Below are 15,618 nucleotides of genomic sequence, written 5' to 3' on the forward strand. Positions count from 1 at the left end.
GGCGGCCGTCCCGGCCTAGGCTCGTCCGATGCCGAAACCCCCTCTTGATCGTGGTGTGCTTCTGCTGGCCGAGGGCGACGACCTCCGGCTGGATCTGGTCACCGGCTCCGCCGACGCCGGATCGCCCTGCACTCGCGCGACCCGGTTCCAGATCGCCTCGATCAGCAAGCAGATGGCCGCCGTCGCGGTGTTGCTCCTCGCCGAGCGGGGCGCGCTGCGCCTGGAGGATCCGGTCGTCCGCTGGCTGCCGGACCCGCCGCCGGCCTGGTCCGGGATCACCCTGCACCACCTGCTCACCCACACCTCCGGCCTGGGCCACTGGGAGGAGTATCCGCTGATCGACCTGGCCGGGCCGGCCGAGCCGGACGAGTTGCTGGCCGTCTTCGCCGGCCTGCCGCCGCTGTTCGCCCCCGGTGCCGGCTGGCACTACAGCAGCCCCGGCTACGTCCTGCTGGCCCGGGCCGTCGAGCGCGCGGCCGACCGGCCGTACGCCGCCTTCCTCGCCGAGGAGGTCTTCGCGCCGCTCGGCATGACGGACAGCTTCGCCGGCGACGCCGCCGGGCGGGACGACGTGGCGACCGGGCACGAGGCCGGCCGGCCGGTGCCGTCCTGGGACCTGGACACGGTGAGCATGGGCGCCGGGGACGTCTGGTGCACCGGTGCGGACCTGCTCACCTGGCTGGACGTGCCCCGCCGAGGCCGCCTGCTGGGGCCTGCCGCGGCGGCCGTGCTGACGACCCCGCACGCGCCGACCGGCCGCCCCGGCGAGGCGTACGGCTACGGCTTCTTCGTCGGCCCGCTGAACGGGGAACGGGCGGTGCACCACTCCGGGGACAACGGTGGCTACAAGGCGTTGGCGGCCTGGTACCCCGACTCCGATCGCCGCCTGGTGGTCCTGACCAACCAGGCCGAGATCGACCCCGGCCTGCTGAAGGGTGCCCTGGAATGAGCCGGGGGCGCGCCGACCGAGGTGGTCGGCGCGCCCCCGGATCGGGCCCAGGTCAGGCGGTGAAGCGGATCCGCCGCCGTCGGGTCACCACGAAGAGCACCGCACCGGCCGCCACCAGGGCGCCGGCCACGGCGGCCATGACCCCGGCCGCCGCGCCGGTCACCGGGAGCGCCGGCTCGCCGCCACCGCTGCCTCCGCAGTTCCCCTCCGGGGCGTAGACCGCCTGCATCTCCAGGTCGAGGTCGGGCAGGGCCACGGTGGCCTGCTCGTCCTTGCCGGCCTGGAAGGTCACCTTCTCCGTCGCGCCCGGCGCGACGGTCCGGGTCTCGGCGCGTTCGCCGTAGGTCAGTTCGGCCTTCACCGGCAGGCCGCCCTTCGGGTTGGTCACCGTGAGCGTGAAGGTGTCGCAGGTCGCCCTGGTGGCGACCGTCGGCAGCGCGCAGTCCTTCGGGCGCTGCCAGGAGTAGGTGCCCTTGTCGACGACCTTCCCGTCGACCAGCACCTCGACGGTGCCGGCGTTCGCGGCCGGGACGACGGTGTCGGTGTTCGCCTTGCCCGGCTCGACGGTCACCTTCTTCGACCAGCCGTTCGCGCCGCGCACCTCGAACTCGACCGGGTAGCGGCTCAGGCTGCCGTCGTTGCTCAGCGCCACGGCGACCGTGCCGTCGCACTTCGAGGTGAAGAGCGTGGCGGGGTTGGCGCAGGTGCGGCTGCCGCCGTTGTACCAGCCCTGCGGGCCGTGCGACCGGTTGCCGGGTGCGCCCGGCGAGCCGAGCTTGAGGTTGCCGTACCGCTTGCCGTCCTCGGTCAGCGGGTCGATGACCTGGCTCGTGTCGCCCCAGATCAGGTCCACCTGGGTGTTGCAGTCGGGCAGGTCGACGGTCAGCTCGATGGAGGTCTTCGTCCCGCCGATCCAGTCGCTGTCCGGGGTGCCGTGGACGTACTGCGGGGTGGCGAACTGCGGGCGCGGAGCGAAGTAGGAGACCAGGGTGAACCACTGCCTCCCGTCGCCGCAGAGCGGCCGGTCGCCGTCGAGCTTGACCGTCGCGATGCCCTTCGGCCCGTCGAAGGTGTGGCTGTAGGTGGCCTTGTCCAGGTCCACGCACTTCGGCGCCGGGGCGCAGGAGCCGTCCCGGGTCAGGTCGACGGTGCCGGTGTCGGTGTGGTCCTGGCCGTTGGCCTTCCACAGCGCGTAGATCGTCAGCGAGGCCGACCGGGTGTCGCCGGGCACCCGCTGGACCGCCTGGACGGAGCCGCCGGCGGGGACGACCGTGCCCTCCAGGGGGACGGGGGTGGCGCCCTCGACGGCGACGGTCACGTCGGTCTTCGGGTTCGGGGTGACCTGCTGGAGCGTGGCCGCCTTGTCCCGCTCGCTGTTCTCCACCGTCCAGGTGAGGACCCGCTCGCCGGTGAGCTGGTCGCAGACGGAGGTGGCCTTGATGGTGGTGTGGTGGGCGCTGGCGGGTGCGGAGACCGCCACAGCCCCGACGAGGCCGAGCAGGGCGGCGCCCAGCACGGCGAGCGGTCGCCGTGGCGACAGCCTGGTACGGATCACGGGTACTCCCGGATTGAGGGGGTTCGGGGTAGTTGCGCGGGGCCGGGGCGCGGGGTTCCTGCGCCGGCGGCGTCCCGATGCCGATGCCGGCGAGGCGAGCCGACAACCGGGCAGACCCTAGCGAAATCGACACGGACGGCGTTACCGCAATCGATGGCTCGTAAAGGGACCGTTATAGATTTGAGATCATTGATGTACGACCCGTGACGGGTCGTCGCGGCGGGTGGTCCGTGCGCCCCAATTCGGGCATCGCGTAGCGTCGGGGCATGCGGACGGAGCGACGGTGACCCGGATCGTGGGCGGGACGCTCGGCGGCCGGCGGATCGCCGCGCCGCCCGGCGCCGGCACCCGGCCGACCTCGGATCGGGTGCGGGAGGCGCTGTTCAGCGCCGTGCAGGCCGAGCTCGATCTCGACGGGGCCCGCGTCGCCGACCTGTACGCCGGCTCCGGCGCGGTCGGGCTGGAGGCGCTGTCCCGGGGCGCCGCGCACGTGCTGCTGGTCGAGTCCGACGCCCGGGCCGCCCGGGTGATCCGCGAGAACGTCGCCGCGCTCCGCGCCGCCCCGGCCGCGCGCCTGGTCACCGGCAAGGTGGCCACCGTGCTCGCCGCCGGTCCGGACGGCGGGCCGTACGACGTGGTGTTCGCCGACCCGCCCTACGCCGTGCCGGACAGCGAGATCACCGCGATGCTGGCCGCGCTGGTCGGCGGTGGCTGGCTGGCCCGGGACGCCCTGGTGGTCGTCGAGCGCTCCAGCCGCACCGGCCCGGTGCGGTGGGTGGAGGGTGTCACTGGCGAGCGCAGCCGCCGTTACGGCGAGACCACGCTTTGGTACGGTCGCCGATCATGAGACGTGCGGTCTGTCCCGGCTCGTTCGATCCGGTCACCAACGGGCACCTCGACATCATCGGCCGGGCGAGCCGGCTCTTCGACGAGGTGATCGTCGGCGTGCTGGTCAACCAGTCGAAGCAGGGGCTGTTCACGGTCGAGGAGCGGATCGACATGCTCCGCGAGGTGACCGGCTCGTACGAGAACGTGCGGGTCGAGTCGTTCCGTGGCCTGCTGGTCGACTTCTGCCGCGCCCAGCACGCGAGCGTGCTGATCAAGGGCCTGCGCGCGGTCAGCGACTTCGACTACGAGCTGCAGATGGCCCAGATGAACATCGGCCTGGCCGGCGTGGAGACGCTCTTCATGCCGACCAACCCGCTCTACTCGTTCCTGTCCTCCAGCCTGGTCAAGGACGTGGCCAAGTGGGGCGGCGACATCTCCGCGCACGTCCCGGACGTGGTCCGCGAGGAACTCGTGGCCCGGCTCCGTCGCTGAACCCCTCGCGATCGTGCACTTACGGCCCCCTGGGACGCCCGGGACGGGGGAAATAGCGGGGCCGAAAGTGCACGATCGGCGCGTCGGGGAGTGGGCGACGCGCCGGGTAGGGTGCAGCGGCACGGGTGGAGGGCGCGTTACATGATGATGTGTGCAGCGCCGAACCGGGCCGCAGGCCGCATCATGAAGGTCGGCCGACCAATGACAGGAGTGAGGTGCCGGTGGACCCGCTCGATCGCATCGACGAACTGATCGCCATGGTGGAGCAGGCCCGCTCCGTGCCGATGTCGCGCAACAACTGCATGGTCGACCGGGGCGAGATGATCGCCGCCCTGGACGAGCTGCGGGTGGAGCTTCCCGCCGACCTGCGCCGGGCCGCCGCGCTGCTGGAGGAGCGGGACAAGATCATGGAGGCCGGCAAGCGCGAGGCCGACCGGATCATCAGCGAGGGTGAGGCGGAACACGCCCGCCTGGTCTCGGTGAACGAGATCACCGTCTCCGCCGAGCACGAGGGCGCCCGGATCGTCGCCGAGGCCCGGGCCGAGGCGCAGCGCCTGCGGGACGAGGTCGACGACTACGTCGACACCGCCCTGGCCAACTTCGAGCAGTTCCTGACCCGGGCGCTCGCCTCGATAGAGCGTGGCCGGGACAAGATGCACGCGCTGCGGGAGATCGGCACCTTCGCCGGCGACGAGGCGGACCGCCCGCTGCCCTTCTGAGCGTCGGTGGCGGTGGCCGGCGGCCGCGCTACCCTTGCCAGCGGCATGCGGGCCGGTGGCCGACAGCCGGCAGCCGACGGGCCGGGGACGACGCCCCGGTTCGACGGTCCGCCGGTCGTCCAGGTAACCTTCTTTGTCGGCCTCTCACCGGCCGGAGTCTAACTATGCCCAAACACACGCCAAGCCAACTCGACCCCAGGTCGCCGCTGGTCCTCGACACGAGGGACCTGCCGCGTCGGCCTGGCGCGTTGCGTACGCATCGGCGGGTCGTGCCGGCACCGGCGGACCTCGGCGTGGAGTTGATCACCGTACCGGAGGGTGCGGACCTCGACCTCGACCTGAGGTTGGAGTCGGTGTCCGAGGGCGTGCTCGTCTCCGGGACCGTCACCGGTCCCGTCAAGGGCGAGTGTGGGCGCTGCCTGCGCGAGATCGACGACTCGGTGGCCGTGACGATCCAGGAGCTGTACGCGTACGAGAACAGCACCACGGACGACACGACCGACGAGGACGAGGTGGGCCGGATGCAGGGCGATCTGATCGACCTGGAACCGGCGCTGCGGGACGCGGTGGTGCTCGCACTGCCGACCAACCCGCTCTGCCGGGAGGACTGCCCAGGCTTGTGCCCCGACTGCGGGGTGCACTGGGACGATCTGCCGGCCGACCACAGTCACCAGCAGGTCGACCCGCGTTGGGCGGGCCTGTCGCAACTGACCCGTACAGAGGAGTAAGAACCGTGGCCGTCCCCAAGCGCAAGATGTCGCGCAGCAACACCCGCGCCCGCCGGGCGAACTGGAAGGCCGCGGCGGTCGCGACCGTGGCCTGCCCGCAGTGCAAGTCGGCCAAGCTGCCGCACGCCGCCTGCTCCGTCTGCGGCACCTACAACGGCCGTCAGGTCCTCGAGGTCTGACCGGACGCCGAGTGACGTCCCCGACCACCGGTCGGGTCGCGCACGCACCACGGCTCTCGCCCGGTGCCCCGGCTCCCTCCGCCGCCGGCCGTTCCCCGGCCGGCGCGCCGACGGAGCCGGGCACCGCGCGGATCGCCGTCGACCTCCTCGGCGGGGACGATGCTCCCGCCGTCGTGGTTGACGGCGCTCTGCGGGCGGTGCGCACCGATCCGGACCTGCACCTGCTGCTCGTCGGCCCGACCGAGGTCGCCGACGGGCTGATCGGTGCGCTCGACCCCGAGCAACGCTCCCGGGTCACCGTCCGCCCGGTGCGGACCGCCGTCGGCATGGCCGACCACCCCACCGCCGCGCGTGGCGAGACCACCGTCCGCGCGGCCGTCCACGCCGTTCGCGACGGGATCGCCGACGCGATCGTCTCCGCCGGCTCGACCGGCGCCACCGTCACCGCCGCCGCGCTCGGCCTCGGCCGCTGGCCCGGCGTACGCCGGCCCGCCCTGGTCGCCACCCTGCCCGCCGTCGAGGGGCCGGTGGTGCTGCTGGACGTCGGCGGCACGCTGGAACCCGGACCCGCCACCCTGGCCCGCCACGCCGTGCTCGGCGCCGCCTACGCGGCCGTGGCGCACACCGTCGCCACGCCCCGGGTCGGGCTGCTCTCCGTCGGCACCGAGGCGGGCAAGGGCGACCGCCTGCGCCGCTCCGCCGACCCCGCCCTCGCCGCCGTGCCGCTGCCCTGCGGCGCCCGCTACATCGGCCTGGTCGAGGGGTACGACGTCGCCGTCGGCGCCCGCGCCGACGTGGTGGTGACCGACGGCTTCACCGGAAACGTGCTGCTCAAGGCCATCGAGGGCGCGTACGCGATGGCCGGCGGCGCCCCGGCGAGCGGCGGCGCGCCGCGGGCGGCGGCCCTGCTCGGCGTGGCCGGCACCGTGGTGGTCTGCCACGGCGCGGCCCGGCCCGACGACGTCGCCTCCGGCATCGCCCTCGCCGCCCACCTGTGGCGCCGGGGCGCCACCGACACCGTCTCGACCATGCTCGACGCCATCCCGCACGATCCCGCACCTGACCGCAACGACACCGAGGTAGCACCATGACCAACGACAAGCGGCGGCGTGCGCCCGTCGGCCACCTGGAGGCGGCCTTCGGGGTGTCGCTCGACCCGGAACTGCTGGAGCGCGCGCTGACCCACCGCTCCTACGCGTACGAGAACGGTGGCCTGCCCACCAACGAGCGACTGGAGTTCCTCGGCGACTCGGTCCTCGGCGTGGTGATCACCACGGCGCTCTTCCACAACCACCCGGACCTGCCCGAGGGGCAGCTCGCCAAGCTGCGGGCCAGCGTCGTCAACATGCGTGCCCTCGCCGACGTCGCGCGCGGCCTCGGCCCGGACGGGCTGGGCGCGTACCTGCTGCTCGGCAAGGGCGAGGAGGCCACCGGCGGGCGGGACAAGGCGAGCATCCTCGCCGACACCCTGGAGGCGCTGCTCGGCGCGATCTACCTCCAGTACGGCCTGGACACCGCGGCCCTCGTGATCCACCGCCTGTTCGACCCGCTGATGGCCGAGTCCGCCGGGCGGGGCGCGGCGCTGGACTGGAAGACCAGCCTCCAGGAGCTGACCGCGGCTCTGGCGCTGGGCGTCCCGGAATACCGGATCGAGGGCACCGGCCCGGACCACCTCAAGACCTTCACGGCCTGGGTGGTGGTGGCCGGCAACCGCTACGGCGGCGCGGAGGGGCGCAGCAAGAAGGAGGCCGAGCAGCGGGCCGCAGAGTCGGCCTGGCGGATGCTGACCGAGCAGGCCGAGGCGGAGGCGGCCGCGAAAGCCGCCGCCGACGGGGCGGAGCCGGCAGGCGACCCCGCCGAGACCGGTGCGGGCCGTGCCTGAGCTGCCCGAGGTCGAGACCGTCCGGCAGGGCCTGGCCCAGTGGGTCATCGGCCGGCGGATCAGCGCCGTCGAGGTGCGCCACCCCCGGGCGGTCCGCCGGCACGAGCCGGGCGGCGACCACTTCGCGGCCGTGCTGACCGGCCGGACGATCACCGACGTGCGGCGCCGGGGCAAGTACCTGTGGCTGCCGCTGGACAGCGGGGACGCCCTCATCGGGCACCTGGGCATGTCCGGCCAGCTGCTGCTCCAGCCGGTCGGTGCGGCCGACGAGCTGCACCTGCGGGTGCGGTTCCGGTTCGCCGACGACGGCCCGGAGCTGCGCTTCGTCGACCAGCGCACGTTCGGCGGGCTGTCGGTCTCCGAGGGTGGGGCCGAGCTGCCGGCCGAGATCGCGCACATCGCCCGGGACCCGATGGATCCGGAGTTCTCCGACGCCGGCTTCGTGGCGGCGCTGCGGAAGCGGCGCACCGAGGTGAAGCGGGCGCTGCTCGACCAGACGCTGATCTCCGGCGTCGGCAACATCTACGCCGACGAGGCGCTCTGGCGGGCCCGGTTGCACGGCGCCCGGCCGACCGACGCGCTGACCGGGCCGGCGGCCCTCCGGCTGCTGGGCCACGTCCGGGACGTGCTCGGCGAGGCGATCAAGCAGGGCGGCACCAGCTTCGACGAGCTGTACGTCAACGTCAACGGCGAGAGCGGCTACTTCGACCGGTCGCTGAACGCGTACGGCCGGGAGGGGGAGCCCTGCCCGCGGTGCGGGACGCCGATCCGGCGGGAGGCGTTCATGAACCGTTCGTCCTACAGTTGCCCGCGCTGCCAGCCGCGCCCCCGGGGCACCCTCCGGGGATGACCCCGAGGCGGCTCGGGGTTGCGCCGGTGTGCCACATCGGACGCTGCCCGGCGGGTCCCCCGGTCGTACCCTGAAAATCCCGTTCTGTCCAGTTGGTGGACCCGGATCCGGCCGCCCGGACGGAGCCGGCCGGATGGGGGACGAGCGGGGGCCGTTCCCCGATGTCCGGGCCCCGCCCGCTCCCTAGCGTCAGCAGACGTCGGCACAGGGCCGACGTCTGGAGGGGGATCCCAGATATGGGCAGGCGACCGGTGACCGTGCGACTGGCACGGTGGAGTGCGGAGCATCCGTGGCGGGCCATCGCGCTCTGGGTGGTGTTCGTGGCGGTGTGCTTCGTCGGTGGCAACGCCGCCGGCCTGAACGAGGCGACCGACGACGACCAGGCGATCGGTGAGTTCGGGCGGGCCCAACTGATCGTCGACAGTGGCGGCTTCCACGAGCCGGCCACGGAGAACGTGCTGATCACCCCGCGCTCGGGGAAGCTCGACCCGACCGCCGCGAAGGCCGCGGCCGACGACGCGGCGGCCCGGCTGCGGCAGGTCGAGGGGGTGACCTCGGTCGGCGCGCCGATGCCGTCCCGGGACGGCAACGCGATGCTGGTGCCGATCACGATGTCGGGCGACCCGGAGACCGCGTCGGACCGGGTGCAGCCGCTGCGCGACACCACCGCGAAGGTCCAGGAGGCGCACCCGGCGCTGCGCGTCGAGCAGGTCGGCGGCCCGTCGATCAGCAAGGCGCTCGACGACACCCTCGGCAAGGACTTCAAGCGGGCCGAGCTGCTGAGCCTGCCGGTCACCCTGGCCATCCTGATCATCGCGTTCGGGGCGCTCATCGCAGCCGGCGTGCCGGTGCTGCTGGCCCTCTCCTCGGTGGCCGCGGCCATGGGGCTCTCCACGCTCGCCTCCCACCTGGTGCCGGCCACCGACACCACGGCCAGCGTGATCCTGCTGATCGGCATGGCGGTCGGCGTGGACTACTCGCTCTTCTACGTCCGGCGCGAACGCGAGGAGCGGGCCAAGGGTCGCTCCGGGCTCGACGCCGTGGAGATCGCGGCGGAGACCTCCGGGCACGCCGTGGTCGTCTCCGGCACCGCCGTGATCATCTCGATGGCCGGGCTGCTGCTCGCCCAGGACGCCATCTTCTCGTCACTCGCCGTCGGCTCGATCCTGGTGGTCGCGGTGGCGGTGATCGGCTCGCTGACCGTGCTGCCGGCGCTCTTGGCCAAGCTGGGCCGCTGGGTCGACCGGCCCCGGGTTCCGCTGCTGTGGCGCCTCACCGCCCCGCGCACCGGGCGGCACGGCCAGATGGCCGGTCCCCGCTTCTGGCCGGCGGTGCTCAAGCCGGCGCTGCGCGCGCCGCTGGCCACCCTGGTGGTCTCGGTCGGCCTGCTGCTCGCCCTGGCCGCCCCGGCGCTGGGCATGAAGCTGAAGTTCCCCGGCATGGAGGACGTGCCCCGCACCACGGCGGCCATGCAGGCGTACGACCGGCTCACCGCGGCCTTCCCGAGCAACGGCACCAGCCACACCGTGGCGGTGCGGGCGCCGGCCGACCAGGCCGACCGGGTGCGGGCCGCGCTCACCGGGCTGGCCGACCGGGCCGCCGCCGACCCGCTCTTCGCGCCGGCCGAGGGGGACGGCCCGAAGATCAAGGTGTCGGCCGACCGGCGGGTGTCGGTGCTGGAGGTGGCCACGCCGTACGCCAGCCGCACCGACGAGGCGTCGCGGTCCCTGCACGAGTTGCGCCAGGACCTCGTCCCGGCCGCGCTGGGCGGCATCCCCGGCGTCGAGTACGCGGTCGGCGGCGGCGTGGCGGCCAGCGAGGACTACGCGGACCACATCTGGGCGAAGCTGCCCCTGGTGGCGGCCTTCGTGCTGGCGCTGACCTTCCTGGTGATGGCCTGGACCTTCCGGTCCGTGGTGGTGGCGCTCACCTCGATCCTGCTGAACCTGCTCTCCGCCGGGGCCGCCTACGGCCTGCTGGTGCTGGTCTTCCAGGGCGACTGGGCGGAGGGGCTGCTCGGCTTCACCTCGATGGACGCGATCGTCACCTGGCTGCCGTTGTTCCTCTTCGTGGTGCTGTTCGGGCTATCCATGGACTACCACGTCTTCGTGGTCAGCCGGATCCGCGAGGGGATCCGCCAGGGCATGTCGAACAAGGACGCGGTGGCCTACGGGATCACGTCCTCGGCGGGGGTGGTGACCAGCGCGGCGATCGTCATGGTCGGGGTGTTCTCGATCTTCGCGACGCTGAGCACCATCGACTTCAAGCAGCTGGGCATCGGGCTGGCCGCGGCGATCCTGCTGGACGCCACGATCATCCGGGCGGTGGTGCTGCCCTCGCTGATGACCCTGCTGGGCGACGCGAACTGGTGGGCGCCGCGGTTCCTGCGCGGCCGGGCGGCGACCCCGCCGGCCGAGCCGCCCGCGCCGGCGCCGGAGCTGGTCGGCGCCCGCTGAGTCGGGGGACGGGGGAGGGCGGGCCGGTCCGGTCCGCCCTTCGTCCTGTGACCGGGCTGTCACGGCAGGATTAACGGCCGCGGCGGCGGGGCATCTGGGCGGCCATGGACGAACAGCTTCCGCCGGCGGCCCGTCGTCGCGCCCCGGCCATCGCAGCCCACCGGAGCGCGTCATGAGCACCGACGTGCGGACCGGCACCGTACGGACCAACGTCCCGGCCCGCCTGGACCGGCTGCCGTGGTCCCGCTGGCACTGGATGATCGTGATCGGCCTCGGCACGGTGTGGATCCTCGACGGCCTCGAGGTGACCATCGTCGGCAACCTGTCCGGCAAGCTCGCCGAAGAGGGCAGCGGCCTGAGCATCACCCAGAGCCAGGTCACCGGCCTGGCCGCCGCGCTCTACGTGGCCGGCGCCTGCACCGGCGCGCTCTTCTTCGGCTGGCTCACCGACCGGTTCGGGCGCAAGAAGCTGTTCCTGCTGACCCTCGGGCTCTACCTGGTCGCCACGGCGCTGACCGCGCTGTCCTTCGACACCTGGTGGTTCTTCCTGTTCCGGTTCCTCACCGGCATGGGCATCGGCGGCGAGTACGCGGCCATCAACTCGGCGATCGACGAACTGATCCCGGCACGGCACCGCGGCCGGATCGACATCATCATCAACGGCACCTTCTGGCTCGGCGCGGCGCTCGGCGCCCTGCTGACCGTGCCGCTGCTCAACGGCCTGCCGACCAACCTGGGCTGGCGGGTGGCGTTCGGCCTGGGCGCGGTGCTCGGCGTGGTGATCCTGCTGGTCCGGCGGCACGTCCCGGAGAGTCCACGGTGGCTGTTCATCCACGGCCGGGCCGATGAGGCGAACCATCTCGTCGACTCGGTCGAGGCGGAGGTGAAGCGGGAGACCGGCAAGGAACTCACCGAGGCCGACAACTGGATCGAGATCAAGCAGCGGAAGAGCACCAACTTCCTGGAGATCGCCAAGACCCTCTTCGCCCGCTACCCGAAGCGCGCCACGCTGGGCTTCGCGCTCTTCATCGGGCAGGCGTTCCTCTACAACGCGATCACCTTCGGCTTCGCCCAGATCCTCCAGACGTTCTTCGACGTGCCGCCGGGCAACAGCGGCTACTACTTCGCCGTGATCGCGGTCGGCAACCTGCTCGGCCCGCTGCTGCTCGGCCGGCTCTTCGACACCGTCGGCCGGGTGCCGATGATCGCCGGCTCGTACATCGGCTCGGGCGTGCTGCTGCTCGGCACCGCCTGGCTGTTCCACTCGGGGGTGCTGAACGCGGTCACCATGACCGCCTGCTGGTGCGTGGTGCTCTTCTTCGCCTCGGCCGGCGCCAGCGCCGCGTACCTGACGGTCAGCGAGATCTTCCCCATGGAGACCCGGGCCATGGCCATCGCGTTCTTCTACGCGATCGGCACCGCCGCCGGCGGCATCACCGGTCCGCTGCTCTTCGCCAAGCTGGTCGGCACCGGCAAGGTCGGCGACACCGTGGTCGCCTTCGTCGTCGGTGCCGCCGTGATGATCATCGGCGGCCTCGTGGAGCTGACCCTAGGCGTCAAGGCCGAGGGGAAGTCCCTGGAGGACCTGGCCACCCCGCTCAGCGCCGAGCACGCCGGCATCCCGTCGCAGCGCGGCGCCGGCACTCCGGCCCCGGTCACCGGCGGCGCCCCCGGCTGACCCTCGCCGCTCCCCCCGGCACCGCCCCCGCCCGTCCAGGCCGGGGGCGGTGCCGCTTTTCCGGGGTACGCGCACCGCTCCGTCCCCCGGCTGCCGCCGGCTCCCGGTGTCCCGTGTTCGGCCCGACCCGGATCGGTTCCTGATCAGGGCAGCGCGCAGGGGTCGCGCCAGGCGTCGAGTTTGCGGTCCTTGAGGATGGAGGCGAAGCCGTAGCCGACCGTGGTGACGCAGAACCTCGCCGGATCGCCGGTGTACTCCACGTGGAAGACCGGCTTGTCCGCGTCGACGAACGGCAGCAGTTTGTCGCACCCGCCGCGCCGGACACACTCCTGGTTGACCGCGAAGTCGAAGTCGGGGGCGAGCGCCGCCACCTGCGGCAGGTCGTCGATCAGCCCGGGGGAGAGGTCCAGCCGCCGGGCCAGCTCGGCCAACCGGCGGTTGAACAGCAACTGGTCGTCGAAGGTGAGCGGGAAGCCGGACCGGTGCAGGTAGCCGTCGGCGTCGTCGAACGCCACCGCCCCGAAGCCCTTGCCCCGGCAGAGCCGGAACCGGTCGGCCAGCACCGGCTCGAGCGAGTCCCACCGGCGGACGTCCAGCCACCGGCTCGCCGGCCGGCCGGGCACCGCCGCCCCGCGTACCGCCGCCGGGAAGCGGCCGGCGTCCGGGTCGCCGGTCGCGTACGTGCCGACCTGGACCTGGCACATCAGGCGGCGGTCGCGGGCGCGCAGCGCGCCGGTCTCGGCGGAGGTGGTGCGCACCGGGTCGAGCAGGAAGACGTCGGCGTCGACGGTGACGTCCACCGGGCCGGTCAGCTGCCACTGCCACTGCCAGTCCCGGGCGTGCGCCGACGGCCAGGGGGTGGGCGCCCCGGGTGGCACGATCGGCTCCTGGCAGGCCGACGCCGGGGCGAGCAGCAGCACCGTCAGCACCACCGCGACACCCCGGCGCGGCCCACGTCGGCGGACGCGGGCCGCCCGGGGCGGCACGGCCCACGCCGGCCGCATCCGCATCGACAGCTCCCGGGTCGCGGGCGGCACCCCGCCCCCTGCCGGTACGTCTCCGGCGGCCCCGGTGCGCCGGCCGCGGGGCCGGCACGGCTCAGGCGTCCCCGGCGTACCTCACCCGGTCAACGAGCGCGGGCCGTTCACGACGCGCCGGTCAGCGCGGGGTGCCGAAGTCCTGCGTCCAGTACGGCCCGTTGCTCCGCGCCACGCCCACGCCGATCTCGGTGAACGAGCAGTTCAGGATGTTCGCCCGGTGCCCCGGGGAGTTCATCCAGGCGTCCATCACCGCGGCCGGGCTCTGCTGGTTCCAGGCGACGTTCTCGCCGTACGACCGCCAGGCGTAGCCGACCCGGTCGAGCCGGTCGCCCACGTCGCTGCCGTCGCTGCCGTCGTGCGACATGGTCTTGTGGTCGGCCTGGTCCTGGCTGTGCCGCTGGGCGGCGAGCATCAGCTTGTCGTCGACGGTCAGCGCCTTGCAGCCGGCCTTGGCACGCTCCTGGTTGACCAGGTCGACGACCTCCCGCAGCTCCGCGGTGAGCCCCTTGGCCGAGGCCGTCGTGGCGCCCGTGCTGCTCGGCGCGGTGCTCCGCGGCAGCTGCCGGGACGGGGCGGTGGTGCGGCTCGGCTTCGGGGTCGGCTTCCTGGTCGGGGTGGGCCGGGCGCTGGTCGGCGCGGCGCTCGGGCTGGTCGACTCGGGCGCGAGGGCGTCGCCCGGGGCCTCCTCGGCGCCGTCGGTCGCCAGTGGGGCGGCGGCCACCGGCCCGTCGGCGGACGTCGGCTCGGTCGGCTGGTCTTTGCCGGGCAGCACCAGGGCGCCGACGGCGAGGCTCACCACGAGGGTCGCCGCGGCGGCCGCGCCGCCGATGAGGAGGGGGCGCGGCAGCCGGCGCTGCTGCCGGTGCCGGCCGGTGTCGTCGTCCCCGGCGCCGGTGCCCGGCTGCCAGGACCCCGCCGGCCGCTCGTCGGCGGCCGGCTGCCAGGCGGCGGTGGGCCGCTCGTCCACGGGCGGCTGCCAGGCGGTGTGCTGTTCCTCGGGGTGCCGGCCGCCCGCCCGCTCGTAGGGGGACATCGGCGCCCGCTCATAGGAGGACGTCGGCGCGCCCGGGTGGGCCGCCGGGCCGTACGCCGGTGGCTCGACGGCCGGGGAGTACCCGGTCCGGTCGGCGTCGGCGTACCGCCCGGCGTCGGCCCACCCGTGCGTCCCGGCACCGGCGGCGGGGAGGTGGCCGGTGCGCTCGGGAGTGGGATCGTCCTGCCACGGCGTGCCCGGGGCGTCGGCCCGCCAGGCGCCGGTGGGCGCCTCGGCCGGCCAGGTGCCTCCGGCCGGCTCGGGCCGGGCCGGGCCGGGCTGCTCCGGCTCGTCCCCGAAGAGGTACGACGACCGCGGCTCGGGCCGGTCCGTGAGCCAGGCCGGTCCTTCGTCGGTCGGCGGCTCGGGGCGTCGGGGAACGCCATCCGGTTCGATCGGGTCGGTCCAGCGATACACGCCTGTCCCCTCCACGGGTCGGTTGCGGGCCGCAGTGACGCTACGGTCGCGCCGCGAGCTGCGGCAACGTGGCTAAGAAAGAGTTAAGGGGAACCAGACAGCAAGGGTGAGGCGTTCACACATTCCCAGGCGTACAGTAAAGGCGTCCGGACAGAGCGTGTCCGCGCCTTGTGGCAGCCCCCCGACAAGTGGACCGGTGGACGTGGAGATGATCTACGGCCTGCGAGAACTTGACGAAGGAGGGGGGTTCGGCTCAATATATAGGTGTCGCCAGTCGCGCCCAGCCATGCCCGGATTTCGCGGGGATGGCAGCCGCGAACATCGATGGGCGCGCGTTGGCCGGCCTTTCCGGCAGCGCATATCAAGGAGTCAGCATGGCGAAGGCCCTCTACGGCCACGTAGGTGCAGCGCCCGACCGGCGTCTGCTCGACGAGGTCACCCGACTGCGTGCCAGGGTTCAGGCACTGGAGTTCGAGATCACGCGTCTGCGCGCCGACAACGATCGGCTTGCGGCGGCTGCGGCGGAGGCTGACGACCTCCTCCGTCTGGCCGAGCCCGCGCTGACCTGATCTCCGGTTGTCGGAAAACTGAATCGCACCACACAGAAACGCGCGCCGACACCCAGTGCCGGCGCGCAGCTTTTTGTTTTCGGACCCGCATTCCGCGATCTTGCGGGCGGTCCCCGGAATTGCGCCCGGCAATTCTGATCTTGCAGTTTTCCGTGGCGTGCGCCACACCGCCGGAAACCGGACACCTCCGGCACCGGGTGGGTCGCGTACCTGGCTCTCCCCGCCCGCGGGTTAGTCTGCGGG

The 15,618-nt window shown here is 73.3% G+C and carries 15 protein-coding genes; 12 read left to right on the forward strand and 3 right to left on the reverse strand.

Annotated elements, in window-relative coordinates:
• Positions 1 to 28 precede the first annotated feature (28 nt).
• Complete coding sequence (locus ABZW14_RS06020) at positions 29 to 949, forward strand: serine hydrolase domain-containing protein (RefSeq protein ID WP_355340523.1); 921 nt, start codon at positions 29 to 31, stop codon at positions 947 to 949.
• Between the two features lie 52 nt (positions 950 to 1,001).
• On the opposite strand, the gene ABZW14_RS06025 is transcribed toward ABZW14_RS06020, so the two are convergent.
• Positions 1,002 to 2,504 (reverse strand): LPXTG cell wall anchor domain-containing protein, encoded by a 1,503-nt coding sequence (locus ABZW14_RS06025; RefSeq protein ID WP_355340529.1) that lies wholly within the window; start codon positions 2,502 to 2,504, stop codon positions 1,002 to 1,004.
• 283 nt (positions 2,505 to 2,787) lie between these two features.
• Here ABZW14_RS06025 and rsmD point away from each other — a divergent pair, with 283 nt between their 5' ends.
• From rsmD to ABZW14_RS06075, 10 genes are all read left to right on the forward strand, one after another.
• The gene (gene rsmD, locus ABZW14_RS06030; protein WP_355340532.1) at positions 2,788 to 3,351 is read left to right on the forward strand and encodes a 16S rRNA (guanine(966)-N(2))-methyltransferase RsmD; all 564 of its coding nucleotides are present in this window, start codon (positions 2,788 to 2,790) and stop codon (positions 3,349 to 3,351) included.
• A complete protein-coding gene (gene coaD, locus ABZW14_RS06035; RefSeq protein WP_355340535.1) occupies positions 3,348 to 3,824 on the forward strand; it encodes a pantetheine-phosphate adenylyltransferase in 477 nt (158 codons plus the stop codon). The genes rsmD and coaD overlap by 4 nt, the downstream gene beginning before the upstream one ends.
• Before the next feature lie 221 nt (positions 3,825 to 4,045).
• Positions 4,046 to 4,543, forward strand: a complete 498-nt coding sequence (locus tag ABZW14_RS06040; protein ID WP_355340538.1) for a hypothetical protein — start codon at positions 4,046 to 4,048, stop codon at positions 4,541 to 4,543.
• A 164-nt stretch (positions 4,544 to 4,707) separates the two neighbouring features.
• Entirely contained in the window at positions 4,708 to 5,271 is a 564-nt protein-coding gene (locus ABZW14_RS06045; protein WP_355340541.1) for a YceD family protein, read from the forward strand.
• A gap of 5 nt (positions 5,272 to 5,276) precedes the next feature.
• The gene (gene rpmF, locus ABZW14_RS06050) at positions 5,277 to 5,450 is read left to right on the forward strand and encodes a 50S ribosomal protein L32 (RefSeq protein WP_302767768.1); all 174 of its coding nucleotides are present in this window, start codon (positions 5,277 to 5,279) and stop codon (positions 5,448 to 5,450) included.
• Between the two features lie 131 nt (positions 5,451 to 5,581).
• Positions 5,582 to 6,541 carry a phosphate acyltransferase PlsX gene (locus ABZW14_RS06055; RefSeq protein WP_355340922.1) on the forward strand — a complete coding sequence of 320 codons (960 nt, stop codon included), beginning with the start codon at positions 5,582 to 5,584 and terminating at the stop codon, positions 6,539 to 6,541.
• Entirely contained in the window at positions 6,538 to 7,332 is a 795-nt protein-coding gene (gene rnc, locus ABZW14_RS06060) for a ribonuclease III (RefSeq protein ID WP_355340544.1), read from the forward strand. The genes ABZW14_RS06055 and rnc overlap by 4 nt, the downstream gene beginning before the upstream one ends.
• Positions 7,325 to 8,182, forward strand: coding sequence for a bifunctional DNA-formamidopyrimidine glycosylase/DNA-(apurinic or apyrimidinic site) lyase (mutM, locus tag ABZW14_RS06065; RefSeq protein WP_355340547.1), 858 nt, complete (start codon positions 7,325 to 7,327; stop codon positions 8,180 to 8,182). The genes rnc and mutM overlap by 8 nt, the downstream gene beginning before the upstream one ends.
• A gap of 236 nt (positions 8,183 to 8,418) precedes the next feature.
• Positions 8,419 to 10,638, forward strand: a complete 2,220-nt coding sequence (locus ABZW14_RS06070; RefSeq protein ID WP_355340550.1) for an MMPL family transporter — start codon at positions 8,419 to 8,421, stop codon at positions 10,636 to 10,638.
• A 172-nt stretch (positions 10,639 to 10,810) separates the two neighbouring features.
• Entirely contained in the window at positions 10,811 to 12,316 is a 1,506-nt protein-coding gene (locus ABZW14_RS06075; protein WP_355340553.1) for an MFS transporter, read from the forward strand.
• Between the two features lie 143 nt (positions 12,317 to 12,459).
• On the opposite strand, the gene ABZW14_RS06080 is transcribed toward ABZW14_RS06075, so the two are convergent.
• Together ABZW14_RS06080 and ABZW14_RS06085 are read right to left on the reverse strand one after the other, a co-directional pair.
• Positions 12,460 to 13,353 carry an endo alpha-1,4 polygalactosaminidase gene (locus ABZW14_RS06080; RefSeq protein WP_355340556.1) on the reverse strand — a complete coding sequence of 298 codons (894 nt, stop codon included), beginning with the start codon at positions 13,351 to 13,353 and terminating at the stop codon, positions 12,460 to 12,462.
• 121 nt (positions 13,354 to 13,474) lie between these two features.
• Positions 13,475 to 14,806, reverse strand: coding sequence for a CAP domain-containing protein (locus tag ABZW14_RS06085; protein WP_355340559.1), 1,332 nt, complete (start codon positions 14,804 to 14,806; stop codon positions 13,475 to 13,477).
• A 374-nt stretch (positions 14,807 to 15,180) separates the two neighbouring features.
• Here ABZW14_RS06085 and ABZW14_RS06090 point away from each other — a divergent pair, with 374 nt between their 5' ends.
• On the forward strand, positions 15,181 to 15,375 hold the full coding sequence (locus tag ABZW14_RS06090) for a hypothetical protein (RefSeq protein ID WP_007456482.1): 195 nt from the start codon (positions 15,181 to 15,183) through the stop codon (positions 15,373 to 15,375).
• Positions 15,376 to 15,618: the final 243 nt, after the last annotated feature.

Source organism: Micromonospora sp. NPDC004551 (assembly GCF_040609975.1).
In the GTDB taxonomy this organism is placed as follows: Bacteria; Actinomycetota; Actinomycetes; order Mycobacteriales; family Micromonosporaceae; genus Micromonospora.